The sequence below is a fragment of the Pseudoalteromonas sp. Z9A5 genome (assembly GCF_011378875.1).
Classification (GTDB): Bacteria; Pseudomonadota; Gammaproteobacteria; order Enterobacterales; family Alteromonadaceae; genus Pseudoalteromonas.
Window position 1 is genome coordinate 39,334 of the sequence record NZ_WTLC01000015.1, and the last position, 19,944, is coordinate 59,277.

Annotated in this window: 13 protein-coding genes; 6 read left to right on the top strand and 7 right to left on the bottom strand. The window is 38.1% G+C overall.

Going from position 1 to position 19,944, the window contains the following annotated elements:
- Positions 1–14: 14 nt before the first annotated feature.
- A complete protein-coding gene (gene tpx, locus GQR56_RS09540; protein ID WP_024611622.1) occupies positions 15–596 on the bottom strand; it encodes a thiol peroxidase in 582 nt (193 codons plus the stop codon).
- A gap of 232 nt (positions 597–828) precedes the next feature.
- Between tpx and GQR56_RS09545 the strand changes: the two genes are divergently transcribed.
- On the top strand, positions 829–1,833 hold the full coding sequence (locus GQR56_RS09545; protein ID WP_024611621.1) for a response regulator: 1,005 nt from the start codon (positions 829–831) through the stop codon (positions 1,831–1,833).
- A 3-nt stretch (positions 1,834–1,836) separates the two neighbouring features.
- Positions 1,837–2,808, top strand: coding sequence for a diguanylate cyclase (locus tag GQR56_RS09550; protein WP_166110748.1), 972 nt, complete (start codon positions 1,837–1,839; stop codon positions 2,806–2,808).
- A gap of 161 nt (positions 2,809–2,969) precedes the next feature.
- On the opposite strand, the gene GQR56_RS09555 is transcribed toward GQR56_RS09550, so the two are convergent.
- The 4 genes from GQR56_RS09555 to GQR56_RS09570 all read right to left on the bottom strand — a co-directional run bounded on the left by GQR56_RS09555 (position 2,970) and on the right by GQR56_RS09570 (position 8,533).
- Positions 2,970–4,484: a SpoVR family protein gene (locus tag GQR56_RS09555; protein WP_166110751.1), complete on the bottom strand. Its 1,515-nt coding sequence runs from the start codon at positions 4,482–4,484 to the stop codon at positions 2,970–2,972.
- A 19-nt stretch (positions 4,485–4,503) separates the two neighbouring features.
- The gene (locus GQR56_RS09560) at positions 4,504–5,787 is read right to left on the bottom strand and encodes a YeaH/YhbH family protein (RefSeq protein WP_007375849.1); all 1,284 of its coding nucleotides are present in this window, start codon (positions 5,785–5,787) and stop codon (positions 4,504–4,506) included.
- Between the two features lie 31 nt (positions 5,788–5,818).
- The gene (locus GQR56_RS09565) at positions 5,819–7,741 is read right to left on the bottom strand and encodes a PrkA family serine protein kinase (RefSeq protein WP_166110754.1); all 1,923 of its coding nucleotides are present in this window, start codon (positions 7,739–7,741) and stop codon (positions 5,819–5,821) included.
- A gap of 210 nt (positions 7,742–7,951) precedes the next feature.
- Positions 7,952–8,533, bottom strand: a complete 582-nt coding sequence (locus GQR56_RS09570; RefSeq protein WP_024611616.1) for a Fe-Mn family superoxide dismutase — start codon at positions 8,531–8,533, stop codon at positions 7,952–7,954.
- A 266-nt stretch (positions 8,534–8,799) separates the two neighbouring features.
- On the opposite strand from GQR56_RS09570, the gene GQR56_RS09575 reads away from it, so the two are divergent.
- The 4 genes from GQR56_RS09575 to GQR56_RS09590 all read left to right on the top strand — a co-directional run bounded on the left by GQR56_RS09575 (position 8,800) and on the right by GQR56_RS09590 (position 17,831).
- The gene (locus tag GQR56_RS09575; protein ID WP_004335359.1) at positions 8,800–9,138 is read left to right on the top strand and encodes a Grx4 family monothiol glutaredoxin; all 339 of its coding nucleotides are present in this window, start codon (positions 8,800–8,802) and stop codon (positions 9,136–9,138) included.
- 1,321 nt (positions 9,139–10,459) lie between these two features.
- Complete coding sequence (gene gltB, locus GQR56_RS09580; protein ID WP_166110757.1) at positions 10,460–14,917, top strand: glutamate synthase large subunit; 4,458 nt, start codon at positions 10,460–10,462, stop codon at positions 14,915–14,917.
- Between the two features lie 9 nt (positions 14,918–14,926).
- Entirely contained in the window at positions 14,927–16,342 is a 1,416-nt protein-coding gene (locus tag GQR56_RS09585; RefSeq protein WP_024609574.1) for an FAD-dependent oxidoreductase, read from the top strand.
- Between the two features lie 466 nt (positions 16,343–16,808).
- A complete protein-coding gene (locus GQR56_RS09590) occupies positions 16,809–17,831 on the top strand; it encodes a GGDEF domain-containing protein (protein WP_240920924.1) in 1,023 nt (340 codons plus the stop codon).
- 24 nt (positions 17,832–17,855) lie between these two features.
- Here GQR56_RS09590 and GQR56_RS09595 read toward each other — a convergent pair whose 3' ends face one another.
- A complete protein-coding gene (locus GQR56_RS09595; protein ID WP_166110760.1) occupies positions 17,856–18,182 on the bottom strand; it encodes a hypothetical protein in 327 nt (108 codons plus the stop codon).
- Between the two features lie 64 nt (positions 18,183–18,246).
- Positions 18,247–19,920, bottom strand: a complete 1,674-nt coding sequence (gene recN, locus GQR56_RS09600; RefSeq protein WP_166110763.1) for a DNA repair protein RecN — start codon at positions 19,918–19,920, stop codon at positions 18,247–18,249.
- Positions 19,921–19,944: the final 24 nt, after the last annotated feature.

A 19,944-nucleotide genomic window follows, 5' to 3' on the forward strand; every position in this document is an offset into this window, starting at 1 on the left:
TTACTTGATCGGCATTACAGCGTTTTGAGTTTCTCGATTATGCTATCGTATTCTGGTTCAGTTGAAAGGCTAGCTACTAACTGTTTATAAACTACTTTATGGCTTTCATCTAAAATAAGCACAGCTCGCGTTAGTAAGCCCATATCTTTAATAATCAATCCATAGTTTTGACCAAAATCACGCCAAACAGAATCAGATAAAGTAATTACTTTGTCGATATTTTCGGCTTTGCAAAAACGTTTTTGAGCGAAAGGTAAATCAGCACTGATTGTTAACATTGCCACAGCGGGGAACTGTTTTGCCACTTTTTCGTTAAAATGCTTGGTTTGCAAGCTGCAAATGCCAGTATCTAAACTTGGAACAACACTAATTAAAATAGCTTGTCCTTTATAGTCATTAAGTGTAACTGGTGTAAACGCATCATTCACAACTTTAAAGTTAGGCGCGCTATCACCAACAGAAACACCTTTACCTAATAAAGTTATAGGTTTACCTTGGGCTGAGACTTTTCCTGCATCAAGTGTGTTTTCAGGGATATCGGATGCTACAGCCACAGAGCAAAATACACTCAAGGCAAAAGCTAATGAACGAAACATAAGGTATTTCCTTTTAAATTAACGCAATAGGCGGCAGTGTATTATACTGCGCCATAGTAACCAAGCGATTATGTAGTTCTAATGGAGTAGTTATTAGTTCTGTCATTTAAAAATTGTAACTGGGTTAAACTTTGATTAACATATAGTTATAAACAATATCTTTAATAATAAAAATAAAATAAAACCAATATAACTTTGATATTTATAACTGGTTTAAAAATAGAGAGATAGTATGTCAACATCAGTACTAATATGTGATGATTCGAAATTAGCGAGGCGCCAGTTAGCCCGCTCTTTGCCTGACGATTGGGATATTAAAGTTGAGTTTGCGCTTGATGGTGTTGACTGTATTAGACAAATAAAATCAATCCAACCTGAGATCCTTTTCCTCGATTTAAATATGCCCGAAATGGATGGTTATGAAGTATTAATAGCTATGCAAGAGCAGGGACTTAATATACTTACCGTTGTAGTCTCTGGTGATATACAACCGAGTGCACACCAACGAGTGCTCGAACTCGGTGCAATCGATTTTATTCAAAAGCCTTGCTCGGCAGAAAAACTAGCAAACATAATTGAACACCATGGCATTAAAGATAAAGCTATGCGTGAGCGCCTTTCTCATTCATTAGGTGAGCAAGTTGACCCTGATGTACGTGATATATACCAAGAACTTACAAACGTGGCTATGGGGCAGGCAGGAGACTTACTCGCACGCTTGCTTAATGTATTTGTAAAACTCCCCATTCCGAATGTAAATATTTTAGAGGTGAGTGAACTTGATATGGCACTGCGCTCTATTGATAGTAATGCATCTACTTCGGGTGTTTGCCAAGGTTTTATTGGTGGTGGTGTATCGGGTGAGGCATTATTATTATTAAATGATTCTAGTTTTAAAGAAATTGCGTCTTTAATGAATTACGATGGTGAGCTAAACGATAAAGTTGAGCTTGAATTACTTATGGATATAAGTAACATTTTAATAGGGGCTATTTTAACGGGTCTTTCAAAGCAGCTTGATATGTCGTTTAGCCAAGGTCACCCCATAGTACTTGGTCAACATAGAGATGTATCCGAATTAGTAAGAGCGAATAAACCTCGATGGCAGCGAACGCTTGCTATTGAGATTAGCTACGGCATAGAAAATCACGATATAAATTGTGACCTTATGCTGTTATTTACTGAAGATTCACTTAAAACTTTGAAATACAAAGTTGCTTACCTATTAGAAGATTGAGTTATGGCTGCTGATTTAGAGATGACTGAGATCCATTGGTTAATGGATATGTTTAATACCGTCGATGTAGGTCTTGTGGTACTCGATAGGGACTATAAGGTATGTGTATGGAATGGTTTTATGGAAAACCATTCAGGACTATTACCAAGTGCGGTAAAAGATAAAGATTTATTTGATTTATTCCCTGCAATAGACGAAAAATGGTTTAGAAGTAAGTCTGAGTCAGTATTTGTATTAAAAAATCGTTCATTTACTATTTGGGAACAGCAACCTTATATATTTCGCTTTAAAAATTATCGCCCAATTACGGGTAAAGCAGATTATATGTATCAAAATGCTACTTTTATTCCTCTTACAAATACCATGGGTGAGGTTAGTCATATTTGCATTATTCTTTATGATGTAACCGATATTGCGGTTAATAAAAAAGAGCTGGAAGACTTAAATAAAAAGCTAGAACAAGTGAGTCAAACCGACAGCTTAACGCAATTGGCTAATAGAGGTCATTGGGAGAGTACGCTAAGACAGGAGTTTTTACGTACAAAACGCAGTGAAGGCTGCAGTACCTTACTCATTTTTGATATTGATCACTTTAAAAAAGTAAATGACGAATACGGTCATAGCTGTGGAGATGAGGCTTTACGTCATCTTTCAAAGTTATTACGCTCAGCGCTACGTGAAACCGATATGGCGGGACGTTACGGGGGCGAGGAATTTGTAATTACTTTACTTGATACAGATAAAGAAGGTGCGTCTATATTTGCAGAGCGTTTAAGGCAATTAATTGAATCAAAACCTGTTTCATATAAAGATCTTGAAATTAATATGACTGTAAGTATTGGCTTTGCCTGTTTTAGTAATGAATTTAAAGATCATGAACGTTGGATTGAGGCTGCTGATAAGGCGCTCTATTATTCTAAAAATAATGGTCGTAATAAAGTAACAGCTTACGATGATATTGAAGTGGTAAAATAAGTTTAAGTAAAGACATTATTTTTCTACTAATTTGTGTCAAACACTTCGAAACGAGCAGTTATGACCCGTTAGCTTTTTCTGGCGATAATCAAATAACAAATTGCTTGTTTCTTCAACACTAAAAGTAACAACATAAATGTGCTTGTTACTATTCAATATTTTCACTCTGTTGTATGGCGAGAGTCATCTTTTGGGCATTGACCAATTATTGAGACCTCATCAAAATTTGACTCTTGTTCTAGTTTTACCTTAAAGCCCCATAGTCTGTAAAGATGCTTAAGCACTTCTTCGTGCGAGTTTGCTAAAGGAATATTGTTATGGGGTACATAGCGTAGGGTTAGTGAACGGTCACCTCTAATATCAACGTCATATACTTGAATGTTGGGCTCATGATTACTTAAGTTGTACTGCGCTGAGAGTGCTTCTCTCACTGCTTTATAGCCATTGTCGTTATGTATTGCGCCAATTTCTAAATGGGGATTATTAGTATGATCAATAATAGTAAATAATTTAAAATCACGAATTAACTTAGGCGATAAAAACTGGCTAATAAAACTCTCATCTTTAAAGTTTTCCATTGCAAAATGCAGTGTATCTAGCCAATTACTGCCTGCATATTCAGGAAACCAGCGTTTATCTTCTTCAGTTGGGTGCTCACATATTCTGCGAATATCAACCATCATATTAAAGCCTAAAGCATATGGGTTAATGCCTGAATAATACTTACTGTTATAAGGTGGCTGATAAACTACGTTGGTGTGGCTTTGTAAAAACTCTAACATGAAAGAGTCGGTAAGTTTTCCCTCATCATATAAGTGATTAAGGATGGTGTAATGCCAAAAAGTTGCCCAGCCTTCGTTCATTACTTGAGTTTGTTTTTGTGGGTAAAAGTATTGCGAAATTTTACGAACAATACGTATAACTTCACGTTGCCAAGAGTCGAGTAATGGGGCATTTTTTTCAATAAAATACAAAATATTTTCTTGAGGTTCAGAAGGAAAATGGCGTACTTTCTTTTTGGTTTCTTGCTGTTGCTCAGGAATAGTCCGCCATAATTCGTTTACTTGCGATTGAAGGTAGTCTTCGCGCTCTTGTTGGCGTTTTTGCTCTTCAAATAGCGATATTTGTTGTGGACGTTTGTAGCGATCGACCCCGTAATTCATTAATGCATGACATGAGTCGAGTAGAGCTTCTACTTGTGTAATACCGTGCTTCTCTTCACAGCGGCTTATGTAGTTTTTAGCAAATACCAAGTAATCAATAATTGAGCCAGCATCGGTCCAGGTTTTAAATAAGTAATTACCTTTAAAAAATGAGTTATGCCCGTAACATGCGTGCGCCATTACAAGCGCTTGCATAGGTAGAGTATTTTCTTCCATTAAGTACGCAATACAAGGGTCTGAATTTATCACTATTTCGTAAGCGAGGCCCATTTGTCCGCGTTTATAGTTTTGCTCGGTTTGAATAAACTTTTTACCGTATGACCAATGGCTGTAGCCAATGGGCATACCAACGCTTGAATAAGCATCCATCATTTGCTCTGCGGTTATCACTTCAATTTGATTAGGGTAGGTGTCTAACCTGTAGTGAGCTGCAACGCGAGCAATTTCACCTTGATACTCATCTAATAAATCAAAGGTCCAATCTGGGCCATCACTCATTCGTTTGTCTTTCATAATGCTACCTCGCTTTAGGCTATGCAGAGTTTTGCTGTTGACGACCTTTTTTAAATAGCTCCCTAAAAATTGGGTAAATATCTTCAACGCTTTGAATATGTTGTATGGCGAAATTATTATGGCTGTGTGTTATGGATTCATATTCGCGCCATAGGCTTTGATGAGCACGAGTGGTTATTTCAATATAAGCAAAATAACGTACTGCGCTTAAGAGCTTATTACGTAAAATTTCACCACACTGCGGGGTGTCGTCCGCCCAGTTATCGCCATCAGAGGCTTGTGCGGCGTATACATTCCACTCGTTTGCGTGGTAACGCTCTTTTATTATTTCGTTCATTAATTTAAGAGCACTTGAAACAATAGTGCCGCCAGTTTCTTGGGAATAAAAAAACTCTTGTTCGTCTACTTCTTTTGCTTGTGTGTGGTGGCGAATATAAACAACTTCTATATCTTTATAGCTGCGTGTTAAAAATTGATAGAGCAAAATATAAAAACGCTTTGCCATGTCTTTTGTTGGCTGATCCATTGAGCCTGACACATCCATAATACAAAACATCACCGCTTTGCTGGTGGGGTGAGGGCGCTTTTCGTAGTTACGAAAACGCAAATCGTAGTTATCAATAAACGGAACCGACTTAATTTGCACTTTTAATGCTGCAATTTCTTTTTGTAATAAAGCAATTGCCGCTTTATCGTTATGTGGACCAGCAAGCAGCAGAGCAAGTTGTTCTTCGAGCTCTTTTAAACGGCGTTTTTTACCTGCACTCATTGCCACACGGCGTGCAAGCGAGCCTTGTAATGAGCGGACAATATCAATATTGCTTGGCATGCCGTCGCTACAAAATCCTGCGCGATGGGTTTTCATTTGTACTAACTTATCAAGCTGGTTTTCTTGTAAGTTAGGGAGCTCTAAATCTTCAAACAGTAAATCAAGGTATTCATCTTTTGATATTGAAAATACAAACTCATCTTGTCCTTCGCCCGAATCGCTGGCGTCACCTTCACCGGCACCGCCGCCTTGTCCGCCTTTAGGGCGCTCAATTTTATCACCTGTAGAAAACTGATCGTTACCAGGGTGAATTTGTTCTCTATTCCCGCCTTGCCCTTGATGAAATGTAGGTTCGCTGATATCGCGCTGTGGAATAGAAATACTCTCACCAGAGCTTGAGTCGGTAACACTGCGTTTGTTAATCGCATCTGAAACCGCTTCTTTAATTTGTTTTTTATAGCGCCTAATAAAGCGCTGGCGATTAAGCGTACTTTTATTTTTTCCGTTTAAACGCCTATCTATAAAATGCGCCATATTGACCTCCTATATACTACGACTATGAAGGTTATTGCGATTTTCTAACCCGTAAATACCACTCAGAAAGCAAGCGAACTTGTTTTTGTGTATAGCCTTTTTCGACCATACGGTTCACAAAATCCTCGTGCTTTTGCTGATCCTCTGCAGACGTTTTAGTATTAAACGAAATTACGGGGAGCAAATCTTCGGTATTAGAGAACATTTTTTTCTCAATAACCGTGCGTAGTTTTTCGTAGCTTGTCCATAGTGGGTTTTTACCGTTGTTGTGCGCACGGGCACGCAATACAAAGTTCACTATTTCATTTCGGAAATCTTTAGGGTTAGAAATACCTGCTGGCTTTTCTATTTTTTCAAGTTCGGCATTAAGTGCCTCGCGGTCAAATAGTTGTCCCGTATCAGGGTCGCGATATTCTTGGTCTTGTATCCAAAAGTCTGCATAAATAACATAACGGTCAAAAATGTTTTGTCCGTATTCTGAATACGATTCTAAATAAGCGGTTTGCAGTTCTTTACCTATAAACTCTACATATTGCGGAATTAAATAGCCTTTTAGAAAGCTTAAATAACGCTCTTCTATTTCGCTTGAAAATTGTTCGCGCTCTATTTGTTGCTCAAGTACATAAAATAAGTGCACTGGGTTTGCGGCAACCTCAGTGGTATCAAAATTAAACACGCGAGATAAAATCTTAAACGCAAAGCGGGTAGAAAGTCCCGTCATGCCTTCATCAACACCTGCGTAATCACGATATTCTTGATACGATTTTGCTTTAGGATCGGTGTCTTTTAGAGTTTCGCCATCGTATACCCGCATTTTTGAATAGATACTTGAATTTTCTGGCTCTTTTAAACGTGATAGCGTTGTAAATTGCGCCAATGTTTTAAGTGTACCTGGTGCGCATGGCGCGTTGTATAGCTCGCTGTGCTCAAGTAATTTGTCGTAAATTTTAATTTCTTCAGTTACACGTAAGCAGTAAGGTACTTTTACAATATAAACACGGTCTAAAAATGCTTCGTTGTTTTTATTGTTTTTAAAGGTTTGCCACTCAGACTCATTAGAGTGAGCGAGGATCATGCCATTAAAGGGCAGGGCACTAATACCTTCTGTGCCGTTGTAGTTACCTTCTTGGGTTGCGGTAAGTAAAGGGTGCAGCACTTTAATAGGCGCTTTAAACATTTCTACAAATTCCATCAGCCCTTGATTAGCTAAACATAAAGAGCCCGAGTAGGCGTATGCATCAGGATCGTTTTGGGCAAAGTGCTCAAGCTGGCGAATATCGACCTTACCCACTAGCGCCGAAATATCTTGGTTGTTTTCATCTCCAGGTTCGGTTTTGGCAATGCCTATTTGGTTTAAAATTGAGGGGTAGCGCTTAACCACTCTAAATTGGCTAATATCACCATTGAATTCTTTTAAGCGTTTGCCAGCCCAAGGCGACATAATGGTTTTTAAGTAGCGCGGTTTAATACCGTATTCTTGCTTTAGTACATCGGCGTCCTCTATTGGGTCAAATAATGCAAGAGGATGGTCGTTTACCGGAGAGCCTTTAATTGAATAAATAGGTACTTGTTGCATTAAATATTTGAGTTTTTCAGCAATGGATGATTTACCACCCCCAACAGGTCCAAGCAAATAAAGCACTTGCTTGCATTCTTCAAGTCCTTGGGCGGCGTGTTTTAAATAAGAGACTATTTGCTCAATGGCGTCTTCCATACCATAAAAATCAGTAAAAGCTGGGTAGCGTGCAACTACTCTATTAGAAAATAACCGGCTTAGTCGTGCATCCGTTGCGGTATCTACCATGTTTGGTTCGCCAATTGCCATGAGTAGGCGTTCTGGTGCGCTGGCGTAGGCAGACTTATCGGTTTTACAAATCTCAAGAAATTCAGCGATACTGTATTCTTCTTCCTGTGCCGCTTCGTATCGTGCTTGGTAATGCTCAAAAATCGTCATAATAACCTCCGAAACCCGCTGTAAAAAGGTGCTTACCTTTTAAAGTCTAGTCGCGAATGTGTATTTTTGTGCAATAAAATTAAAAATTTAAGTGAAAAAAGATCATGTTACTAAAAGTGTTTTATTAAATAGTAAGGTGTTTAGGAGTGATAAATAAGAAACAAAAAAAGACGCCTAGGCGTCTTTTTTACATTAGCGTTTAAAGGCTAATTAAGCGAAGTTAGCGTTCGCGAATTCCCAGTTAACAAGCGACCAAAAACCTTTAAGGTAATCTGGACGAACGTTACGGTAATCAATGTAGTAAGCGTGTTCCCATAAATCCACTGTAAGGATTGGAGTAACGCCATCATCAGTTAATGGTGTAGCAGCGTTAGATGTATTAACGATGTCTAGTGAACCATCAGCAAGCTTAACTAACCACGTCCAGCTTGAACCAAAGTTATTTACTGCTTTGTCATTTAATGCAGCTTTAAACGCATCAAAAGAACCCCATTTAGCGTTGATTGCATCAGCAACTGCGCCAGTAGGCTCGCCGCCGCCGTTTGGAGATAAGCTGTTCCAGTAAAAAGTATGGTTCCAGATTTGTGCTGCGTTGTTAAATACGCCGCCTTCTGATGAACATACGATCTCTTCTAGAGATTTGTTTTCAAACTCAGTACCAGGGATTAAACCATTAAGCTTAACCACGTATGTGTTGTGGTGTTTGCCATGGTGAAACTCTAGTGTTTCTTTTGAAATATGTGGCTCAAGTGCGTCGATTGCATATGGTAGTGACGGTAGTTCAAATGCCATTTTTTTATCTCCATCTTCTTTGGTTGATAGTCCATTTGGTAATACGTAATGCCTGTTGGAACAGACCAGTTACCTATACCAAGCGGTAATATAGTGTTACTATAATTGTTGAGTATTTTACTCAAGTTTAAGCAAACAGCAATGCTATTGCGAAAGACTATTTCAATTGCGGCTTTATTTGCCCATATTAAGTTATATATTTGTGGTCACGATGAGTTATTTTCAAGACCTAAATATATTTAGCTATCGTTACTTTGAGGTTGTAGATGGAAACCATTGATAAAATTAAACAGCAAATTTCAGAAAACCCAATAATCCTTTTTATGAAAGGGTCACCAAAATTACCAAATTGTGGTTTTTCTTCACAAGCATCGCAAGCGTTAATGTCATGTGGTGAACCATTTGCATACGTTGATATTTTACTTAATCCAGACATTCGTGCTGAGCTTCCAGCATACGCAAATTGGCCAACATTCCCGCAATTATGGGTAGATGGCGAATTAGTTGGTGGTTGTGACATTATTATAGAAATGTTTCAACGCGGTGAATTACAGCCGTTAATTACAGAAACTGCTGCAAAATATAAAGAAGCTGACGCAGAGTAATTTTATTACTCAACCTGCTATCAGGTTATCAAGCTCTTTAAACACAAAGCCACTTTTTAAGTGGCTTTGTTGTTTTGAATGTACACTGTTTTAAATAATTTTAACTCGGGTTAGAAATCTACTAACAGGTTAACTATAAAGAGTAGGAGTTCAAATTAAGGTAGCTGTTTATAGACTCACTTTTAAACTATCTTTTTTTATTTTAAAAATTTGCATACATTATCTAGGGCTTGTTTATCTTTCGAGGGTAAAGCCAGTAGGGTAACGAAGAAGCAATTACCGACCCCACTAGTTTACAAACCTCGCGCCGTGATTAAATCGCCCCTTGATAGAATAAATTTTAATCCTGAAAGGGCAGCAGGTCTTCGTGTACTACTATTACTAATTTTTTCAATTATCAGATATGCCTTTTTTATTAAGTTAGTTTCCCAATATAACGAGTTTGAATTAAAAATCACTTAGTAAGCTAGAATTTTACTTAGCTACTCATTGATTCGTGTCCTTGTTATTAAAACCGAATATTTACACCTTTTATAAAATAATCAAATAACCAGCACAACACTTATACCAATCCACAATAATGCTTAATCAATTTGAGGGGTTAAACCTGACGCTAACTGCGTTAAAAATTTTTGCCTTGTTATCGACAAAGTTTTCTTACCTCAAAATAGACCATTTATTTAAGTTAATTGGCATTACATTGTTTTAATAACGATAAAAATAAGTTTTATGGGTACTGCTGCTTAAGAGAAAACATATAAATGTAGGAAAAAATAAATCATAAGTAATTAAAATTTATATGTTTAATATACTTTGATTGGATTTTTAACATGTACTCGAACATAAATAATGTTTATAAAAGATATATCGGTAAATAAAAATTCATTATTAAGAGGCTAAAAATGCCACAAATATTAATAACTATACAAAGGAGCGGCAAAAAGCAGAGAGGTTAAACCATAAAACTTCGTAAATAGCATAAAACTATCTAAATGTTAACTGAATAACTTTAGTTTTCTTGAATATTTATTCACTTGGGTGCTGCTTTACGTTTACGTAAGCTGTATCTTGAGGGGTGTTTGTTTTTACAAAATGTTAAACTTGACACCGGTGTTATGAAAAAATAACGACCAATATAGCGCTAATTGTTAAAATTGATGATAAAAAAGAAATGTTGCTATGAGGTGAGAAATATTCAAGAATGTGAATATGTATTCAAAGTGCTATTGACTCTATTTAAGATAGAGGCTAGTTTTGTCCGTCTGTTAGCAAATCGTCGAGTAGTTCATCCACGCTAACAGTGCAGCAAGGGGAGGGGTCTATGTTATACGACTCAAAGTTAGAAAAAGAAAATTGTGGCTTTGGCTTAATTGCCCAAGTTAATGGTCAGGCTAGTCATAGGCTTATACGTACTGCTATTACAGGGCTGGATCGTATGCAGCACCGTGGCGGTATATCTGCTGATGGTAAAACAGGCGATGGCTGTGGTTTGTTATTACAAAAACCAGATAGTTTTTTTCGTGCTATTGCCAGTGAACATAATTGGCATTTAGGTAAAAACTACGCAGTGGGTATGATTTTTTTAAATTCAGACCCTGTTTTAGCGCAAGCTGCAAAACAAATACTTAGCGAAGAATTAGAAAAAGAGACGTTAAATATTTTAGGTTGGCGTGTAGTCCCAACCGATCCTTCAATGCTGGGTCCTATCGCTGTACAGCAGCTACCAGGGTTTGAACAAATTTTTGTTAGCGCGCCAGAAGGTTGGCGTTCTAAAGATTTAGAACGTCGCTTATATGTGGCACGCCGCCGTGCTGAAAAACGCATTGTTGATGACGAAGCATTTTATATTGCAAGTTTATCTGGGTTGGTAACTATCTATAAAGGCTTAATGATGCCTGCAGATTTACCGAACTTTTACTTAGATTTAGCTGATATTCGTATGACAAGTGCGATTTGTGTTTTTCATCAGCGTTTTTCTACTAATACACAACCACGTTGGCCACTTGCTCAGCCGTTTAGGTATTTAGCACACAATGGTGAAATTAATACCATTGAAGGGAACCGTCAGTGGGCACGCGCGCGCTCTTATAAGTTTGCGTCACCGCTTATTCCTGACTTACAAACAGCAGCGCCGTTTGTAAATGAAACAGGCTCTGATTCATCAAGCCTAGATAATATGCTTGAGCTATTTTTAGCTGGTGGCATGGATTTATTCCGCGCTATGCGTATGCTTGTGCCGCCTGCATGGCAAAAAAATCGTGCAATGGATGACGACTTACGTGCATTTTACGATTTTAACTCTATGCACATGGAACCATGGGATGGCCCTGCCGGTATTGTTATGTCGGATGGTCGTTTTGCGGCTTGTAACCTAGACCGTAACGGACTTCGTCCGGCGCGCTATGTAATTACACAAGATGGTTTTATTACACTCGCATCAGAAGTGGGTATTTGGGATTACACTGCCGATGAAGTTGTAGAAAAAGGTCGTGTAGGACCTGGTGAGCTGTTAGTAATCGATACTAAGCTTGGCAAAATTTGGCACTCTGACGAAATCGACCAAGATTTAAAATCTCGCCATCCTTATAAATCATGGCTTGAAGAAAATGTTAAACGTTTAGTTCCATTTGAAGAACTTACTGAGCAAGACGCCGGTAATCGCTCTTTTGATGATGAAACGTTGGTTAAGTACCAAAAAATGTTTGGCTATACCAACGAAGAACTCGATAGCGTTATTCGTGTAATGGGTGAAAATGGTCAAGAAGCAACTGGCTCAATGGGTGATGACACGCCATTTGCAGTGCTTAGTGAAGGGCACCGTTCGCTTTACGACTATTTCCGTCAAAAATTTGCGCAAGTAACCAATCCACCGATCGATCCATTGCGTGAAAATCACGTGATGTCACTTGCTACCTGTATTGGTAGTGAGCAAAACGTATTTAATGAAACAACAGGTCATGCTAAGCGTTTACAGTTTGATACACCTATTTTAATGTACGCAGACATGCAGCAGTTACTTAATGCTGATGAAGCGCATTACAGCTACTGTAAAATTGATATTACCTACACAGTTGAAGAAGGTTTAGAAAACGCGGTTACGCGTATTTGTGACCAAGCTCAAGAAAAAGCAGCCGCTGGTTGTATCATGCTTATTTTAACAGACCGTAATTTTGATGAAACGAATTTACCAATCCCTGCGGCAATGGCTGTAGGCGCTGTACAAAATCGTCTTGTAGATAACAATTTACGTTGTGAATCAAATATTATTATTGAAACAGCGAGTGTGCGCGATGCGCATCAATTTGCTGTGTTACTAGGTTTTGGTGCAACAGCAATTTATCCGTATCTTGCTTATGAATCACTTGTAGCAATGAGCGATAACAAAATTATTGATAAGTCGTACTGCGAGGTAACTCTTGCGTACCGTAAAGCTATCAATAAAGGCTTGTATAAAATTATGTCTAAGATGGGCATAAGTACCGTTGCATCTTATCGTTGTTCAATGTTGTTTGAAGCCGTTGGTCTATCTGATGCTATTGTTGAAATGTGCTTCAAAGGTGTTGCAAGTCGAATTAAAGGCGCTTGCTTTACAGATTTTGATGACGATCAGCAAAGCTTACACAAACTTGCTTTAAGCAAGCGTAAATTATTAAGCCACGGCGGCTTGTTTAAGTACGTACATGGTGGCGAGTATCATGCTTATAATCCTGATGTAATCCAAACTCTGCAAAAAGCAGTTCGTTCTGGTGAATACAGTGATTACAGTGAATATGCAAAACTTGTTAATACGCGTCCTATTGCCACTTTACGTGACATGCTTGCGCTTAAAATTCCAGAGCAAGGCATTAGCATCGATGATGTAGAGCCTGCAGAAAACCTATATAAGCGTTTCGATTCAGCAGCAATGAGTATTGGTGCATTATCGCCAGAAGCTCATGAAGCACTGGCAATTGCAATGAATCGCTTAGGCGGTTGTTCAAACTCAGGTGAAGGCGGTGAAGATAAACTTCGTTATGGTACCGAGAAAAACTCGCGTATTAAACAAGTTGCTTCAGGTCGATTTGGCGTAACGCCGCATTACTTACGTAGTGCCGATGTTATTCAAATTAAAGTAGCGCAAGGTGCAAAACCAGGCGAAGGCGGTCAATTACCGGGTGAAAAAGTAACCCCATACATTGCTAAACTTCGTTATTCGGTTCCCGGTGTTACGTTAATTTCGCCACCACCACATCACGATATTTATTCAATTGAAGATTTAGCACAGCTGATTTTCGATTTAAAACAAGTAAACCCTAAAGCGCTAATTTCTGTGAAACTGGTTTCAGAGCCCGGTGTAGGAACAATTGCAACGGGTGTTGCTAAAGCATATGCCGATTTAATTACGATCTCTGGCTATGATGGCGGCACAGGTGCAAGCCCACTTACTTCGGTTAAGTATGCTGGTAGTCCATGGGAACTTGGTTTAGCCGAAACGCAGCAAGCCCTTGTTGAAAACGGACTACGTCATCGTATTCGTTTACAAACAGATGGTGGTTTAAAAACAGGTTTAGATATAATTAAAGCGGCAATTTTAGGTGCAGAAAGCTTTGGCTTCGGTACAGGTCCAATGGTTGCGCTTGGTTGTAAATACTTACGCATTTGCCACTTAAATAACTGTGCGACCGGTGTTGCAACACAAGATGAAACGTTGCGTCAAAAGCATTACCACGGCTTACCAGAAATGGCGATGAACTACTTTAAGTTTATAGCGCAAGAAGCACGTGAAATCATGGCAAGCTTAGGTGTTGTAAACTTAACTGATTTAATCGGTCGTTTAGATTTACTAGAAGCAATTGAAGGTAAAACAGCAAAACAGAAGAAAATTGATTTATCGTCTGTTTTAGCTCAACCAAATAACCCAACGGGTGAAACACTTTATTGCAGTACACCAAATAGCTCGCATTACTTAGGTAAGTTAAACGAAAGTTTGCTTGCTAAAGCACAAGAGGCAATCGACACATCAAGCGGTATTTCGCTTGTGAGTCGTATTTGCAATACCGACAGATCGGTAGGTGCAATGCTTTCTGGTTATATTGCTGATAAACATGGCAACCAAGGTATGGCAGCTGATCCTGTAGCAATTGAACTACACGGTACTGCAGGTCAATCATTTGGTGTGTGGAATGCGGGTGGTCTTGAAATGACACTAGTAGGCGATGCTAACGATTACGTAGGCAAAGGTATGGCGGGTGGTAAGTTAGTTATTCGTCCACCATTGGGTTCATCGTTCGAAAGCCATAAGGCTACTATTGCTGGTAATACATGTTTGTATGGCGCTACAGGTGGGAAACTATTTGCAGCAGGTTGTGCTGGTGAGCGCTTTGCGGTTCGTAACTCTGGTGTGCAAGCGGTTGTAGAGGGCGTTGGCGATAATGGTTGTGAATACATGACCGGCGGCGTTGTGTGTGTACTGGGTAATGTAGGCGTTAATTTTGGCGCAGGTATGACCGGTGGTTTTGCTTATATTTTAGATGAGCGAAACGATTTTGAAAAACGCATTAACCCAGAGCTTGTCGAAATAGTAACGCTAGACGAATTAACATCGCATCAAGAGCATTTACGTGGATTAATAGCTGAGCATTTAGAGCTTACCGGTTCATGTAGAGCAGAAAGTATTTTAGCTAACTTTGAATTGTATTTACCTATGTTTAAATTAGTTAAGCCAATTTCAAGTGATGTAAAAAGTTTACTCGGGCATCGCGCTCGCAGTAGCGCTGAACTACGTGTTCAAGCGCAATAAGGGGGAAGTATGAGCGAAAATGTATATCAATTTATAGACGTGCAGCGTGTAGACCCACGCAAAAAACCAATATCGTCGCGTAAAAAATCTTTCGTGGAAATTTACGAACCCTTTTCAGAGAATCAGGTTAACTCGCAAGCAGACCGTTGTTTAGATTGTGGTAACCCTTACTGTGAATGGAAATGCCCAGTGCATAACTACATTCCACAATGGTTAAAGTTAATACGTACGGGCCGTATTATAGAGGCGGCTGAGCTTTCTCATCGTACAAATAGTTTACCAGAAGTGTGTGGGCGTGTTTGCCCGCAAGACCGCCTGTGTGAAGGTTCGTGTACATTAGATGAAGAATTTGGTGCTGTAACAATTGGTAATATTGAGAAGTATATTACCGATGAAGCATTTAAAATGGGCTGGAAGCCTGATATGTCTTATGTAACATGGACTGATAAAAAAGTAGCTATTATTGGTGCCGGTCCTGCAGGCTTAGGTTGTGCAGATATTTTAGTACGCAATGGTGTTAAACCAGTGGTATTTGATCGCCACCCAGAAATAGGTGGACTACTAACGTTTGGTATTCCTTCTTTTAAACTTGAAAAATCAGTAATGCAAAAGCGTCGCGAAATTTTCACTGAAATGGGCGTAGACTTTAAGCTAAATGTTGAAGTTGGTGTTGATATTACGCTTGAACAAATTTTAGCTGATTATGACGCTGTGTTTTTAGGAGTTGGTACGTATCAGAGTATGCGTGCGGGTCTTGAAAATGAAGATGCGCCAGGTGTTCACGATGCACTGCCGTTTTTGATTGGTAATACAAACCGTGTAATGGGCTACGACGAGACAAAACAACCTTGTATTGATATGGCTAATCAAAAAGTAGTTGTACTTGGTGGTGGTGATACAGCAATGGACTGTGTGCGTACATCTATTCGACAAAATGCTGCAAAAGTAACGTGTGCATATCGTCGTGATAAAGAAAATATGCCAGGATCTAAACGCGAAGTTAAAAACGCGAAAGAAGAGGGTGTAATCTTTACTTACAATGTTCAGCCTAAAGGCATTGTACTGAACGAAAATGGTAAAGTAACTGGCGTTAAAATGGTGAAAACTAAATTAGGTGAGCCTGATGCAAAAGGCCGAAGCCGCGCTGAAGAAGTACCTGGTTCAGAGCATGTAATTGAAGCCGATCAAGTTATAATGGCGTTTGGTTTTCAGCCTCATAAAATGGATTGGTTAGAAAAGTATGATGTAGAAATAAACCACTGGGGTGGTATTAATGCTCCAGAGCAAGGTGAGTTTACACATCAAACTACTAACCCGAAAATATTTGCCGGTGGCGATATAGTGCGAGGCTCGGATTTAGTGGTAACTGCTATTTTTGAGGGACGTAATGCTGCAGAAGGTATTATGGATTACCTTAAAGTTTAATCACTTTTTTTAAGAATATTAAAGCAAGCCTTTGGGCTTGCTTTTTTTTGTTTTTAAAAAAGCTAAATAACCTGAGCTCTGATTAATCTATTTATCTCGAACAGTTATTTTAAACCTAATTACGTGACCTAAATTACAGTAGGCTTACTACTGATGCTCAAATTGATTTGTTTTCATTGGATATTCTGACTAAAGAAATACAAATTTAAACATAACGAAGGTTTAAATATTTTACTAAACCTCATAATCGGAGCTTAAGTTAAATAAATAATTTTTAATTTGAGAGGCAAACAAAATATATTTTTTAAAAGCCTAATGAATATTTATCTATATTTATATGTTTACTATTTATAAGCATACTTCTTGATTTAAGTATTAAATAAGTACAAATTAGAGGTTACTTAACACAAGCTTACTTTTTAATAGCGGTGAGTGTGAAATTTATAAAAGAAAACATATATCAATTATGCACAAATACTCAGATAACATAGAAAGAAAATTAATAGTAAGATTCTTTTCGTCAATAGGCTTCAGTGCCACATTTTTAATGGCGTGCGTTGCTTTAATAAACGATAGTTATTTGTTATCTGTTACCCTTTATATTTCATCAGCAGTTTATGTTTGGGCATTTTGTATTTATACAAAAACCGAAATGTCAGCAAGTGCTATTTTATATAACTTGTATGCGTTAATGATTTATTTAGTTTTAACTGGCGGTGCTGAAGGTACCGGTCCTATTTGGATATTTATTGTATCACCAGTTACATTTTCAATAAGGGGTTTAAGGCGCGGGATATGTGATATTATTTTATTTTTATCAGCAATTACCTTGGCTTTTTATTGTGCAGAAAGCTTTAATATATACAGTTATGAACCTGCGCAATTTCCTTATAGAATTATATTGTCATTTATTTTAGTTGCTTTACTCAGTGGATATTATGAACATTCGAGATCAAAATATAGCGATAAAATAATTGCTCTGAGCCAAAAAAATGAATTACTAGCAACCATAGATCCATTAACTAACTTACCTAATCGCCGTTATACAATGAATAAGTTAACTGAATTTAAAAGTAATCATTTGGATAGCAATATACCCTTTGTATTACTTTTAGCTGATGTTGATAATTTTAAAAAAATTAATGATACATACGGACATGATTTTGGTGATGAAGCACTTATACATTTAGCTAATATATTTAAAGAAAGCATTTCTGAAAACACAGTTGCCTCGCGTTGGGGTGGAGAAGAGTTTTTAATTGCCTTACCAAATACATCACTCTCAGACGGTATCAATCTTGCTGAAAGTATTCATGGTGCACTTCGTCACTTGCCAATAAACACTCCTTCAAACTCTCTAAACCTAACATTAAGTATTGGAGTGATTCAAAGTGTGGCAAGTCGATCTATTGATTTAGATATAAAAAGTGCAGATGAGCTTTTATACAAAGCAAAAAAGCAAGGTAAAAATCAAACTTGCTCTTTGTAGTTAATTCTTAAATCTATATCTATTTTAATCCATAGAAAAAGAATCAAGAGAAGGTCTTACTTTTGCCTTGCGACGTTTTACACTCATGTAGCAAGTTAAGCTGCATAACAGTTGTAGGGTAAGCACCACCCAGTAGCTATTACTTACAAAGCTACTTAGATTTTCATCAATACTGCCCACTATATTTAGCGTAGTCAGTGTCAATTGAATTACCAATACAATACTTAAAAAATGTAACAACTGTTGTTTAAATTGAGTGTGTTTAAATTTACTAAAAATAATTAAGGTCACACTCGTTATCAAAAATAAGTAACTCACTCCTAAAGCTGTAAAAGCTAAAGTACTTTGCATTAAATTTATCCTTAATGTTTTATCCGTTATTTAAAACAATATTAGTCAAAATATACTGGCAGCTCTAGGCATGCGCCATTATTAGTTCTTTAGCATTTGCTTTAGCTGTTTTACTTATGTTGTCGCCACCAAGCAAGCGAGCTATTTCATTTACTCTGCCATCTTTATTTAGAGGTAACATGTGTGTGTACGTTTTACCCTCAGCTATTTCTTTAGCTACAAAAAATTGCTGATGCGCACTACTTGCTACTTGTGGTAAATGGGTTACACAAATTACTTGAGTTGATTTACCTAATTGGCGTAACAATTTACCTACAGCGGATGCAGTAGGGCCCGATATACCTACATCAACTTCATCAAAAATCAATGTTGGTGTTGTCACTTTTTGAGCAATAATAACCTGAATAGCAAGGCTAATACGCGAAAGCTCACCACCTGATGCCACTTTAGCTAAAGGCTGTAAAGGTTGTCCTGGATTAGTTGATACTAAAAATAATACATTGTCGTACCCTAAGTTATTAGGTGCACGTTCTGGCTCTTGGGTAAGTGCTATTTCAAACACACCGTTTTCCATAGATAGGTTTGCCATGCTTTCGCTTATCAAGCGATTTAGTGTATCTGCGTATTCTTGGCGGCTTAAGCTCAAAGCTTCACTTGAATTTTTATAATCCGTTAATGCGTTCTCAATTTCAGATTCTAATTGTTCTAACCGAGAACTATTATTGCTTATAGATTCAAGCTCTTGTGAGATTGATTGATGAAACTCAACAAGTGCTTGTGGTTTTATGTGGTGCTTACGGGCTAAATCCATAGATCCACTTAATCTATTTTCCACTTCAACTAAACGAGCTGGGTCTAAATCGGCTTGCTCTGTGTAACTACGTACTTCACGGCTTGCTTCTTCAACCTGCACTGCTGCTTCACTCAGTAATGCAGCAACACTTGCTAAGCTTTCGTCGTATTGAGCAAGCTCTGTAAATTGTTGTGCGCTTTGTTGTAGTAAAGAGCAGGCATTTTGTTCATCACTTTCGTATAAGTGTTGTAGCTCGCGCTGACAAGATTCTAAAATAGTTTGGCTGTTACTTAATTTATAATGCTCAGCTTCTATTTGTTCAAATTCACCTTCTTGTAGTGCGAATTCGTCAAGCTCTGCTACTTGGTATTCTAAAAGCTGTTTTTGAGCTGCTTGTTGTTGCTGTTGTTGCTCTAAATGTTTAAATTCTTTTTGCAAACTAGCAAATTGCTTATAACTTTGGCTTACTGCACTTACCAAATGTTGATGGCCTGCATAAGCATCTAAAAGTTGTAATTGATGTTCAGCTTTTAATAAATGTTGGTGAGCATGCTGCCCATGTATAGAAATTAAGTATTGTCCAAGCTCTTTTTGTTGTGCAGCGGTGACCGCACTACCATTAATATAACTTTTGCTTCTGCCATTTTTACACACAACACGACGCAACAAGCACTCGTTGTCGGACGTGCTTAGCATATGCTGCTCTAAAAATGCTTGGGCAAGTGGAAGAGCATCTAAATCAAATCGTGCGCACACATCTGCTTTGTCTGTGTTCGGGCGCACAGCCGAAGCTTCGGCCCGCCCGCCTAAGCATAATGAAAGTGCATCAATAGCAATCGATTTACCAGCACCTGTTTCGCCGGTAATTGCGGTCATGCCATTTTGCCATTCGGTGCTTAAATTACTTACTATTGCAAAGTTTTTAATTTCTAAACCAATTAACATACTGTTTATCCATCCAGTCAATTA

Coding starts and splice junctions, on each gene's coding strand:
- gltB (WP_166110757.1), top strand. CDS start 10,460: ATGTTATACGACTCAAAGTTAGAAAAAGAAAATTGTGGCTTTGGCTTA.
- GQR56_RS09550 (WP_166110748.1), top strand. CDS start 1,837: ATGGCTGCTGATTTAGAGATGACTGAGATCCATTGGTTAATGGATATG.
- tpx (WP_024611622.1), bottom strand. CDS start 596: ATGTTTCGTTCATTAGCTTTTGCCTTGAGTGTATTTTGCTCTGTGGCT.
- GQR56_RS09590 (WP_240920924.1), top strand. CDS start 16,809: ATGCACAAATACTCAGATAACATAGAAAGAAAATTAATAGTAAGATTC.
- GQR56_RS09575 (WP_004335359.1), top strand. CDS start 8,800: ATGGAAACCATTGATAAAATTAAACAGCAAATTTCAGAAAACCCAATA.
- GQR56_RS09565 (WP_166110754.1), bottom strand. CDS start 7,741: ATGACGATTTTTGAGCATTACCAAGCACGATACGAAGCGGCACAGGAA.
- GQR56_RS09570 (WP_024611616.1), bottom strand. CDS start 8,533: ATGGCATTTGAACTACCGTCACTACCATATGCAATCGACGCACTTGAG.
- GQR56_RS09585 (WP_024609574.1), top strand. CDS start 14,927: ATGAGCGAAAATGTATATCAATTTATAGACGTGCAGCGTGTAGACCCA.
- GQR56_RS09595 (WP_166110760.1), bottom strand. CDS start 18,182: ATGCAAAGTACTTTAGCTTTTACAGCTTTAGGAGTGAGTTACTTATTT.
- GQR56_RS09560 (WP_007375849.1), bottom strand. CDS start 5,787: ATGGCGCATTTTATAGATAGGCGTTTAAACGGAAAAAATAAAAGTACG.
- recN (WP_166110763.1), bottom strand. CDS start 19,920: ATGTTAATTGGTTTAGAAATTAAAAACTTTGCAATAGTAAGTAATTTA.
- GQR56_RS09545 (WP_024611621.1), top strand. CDS start 829: ATGTCAACATCAGTACTAATATGTGATGATTCGAAATTAGCGAGGCGC.
- GQR56_RS09555 (WP_166110751.1), bottom strand. CDS start 4,484: ATGAAAGACAAACGAATGAGTGATGGCCCAGATTGGACCTTTGATTTA.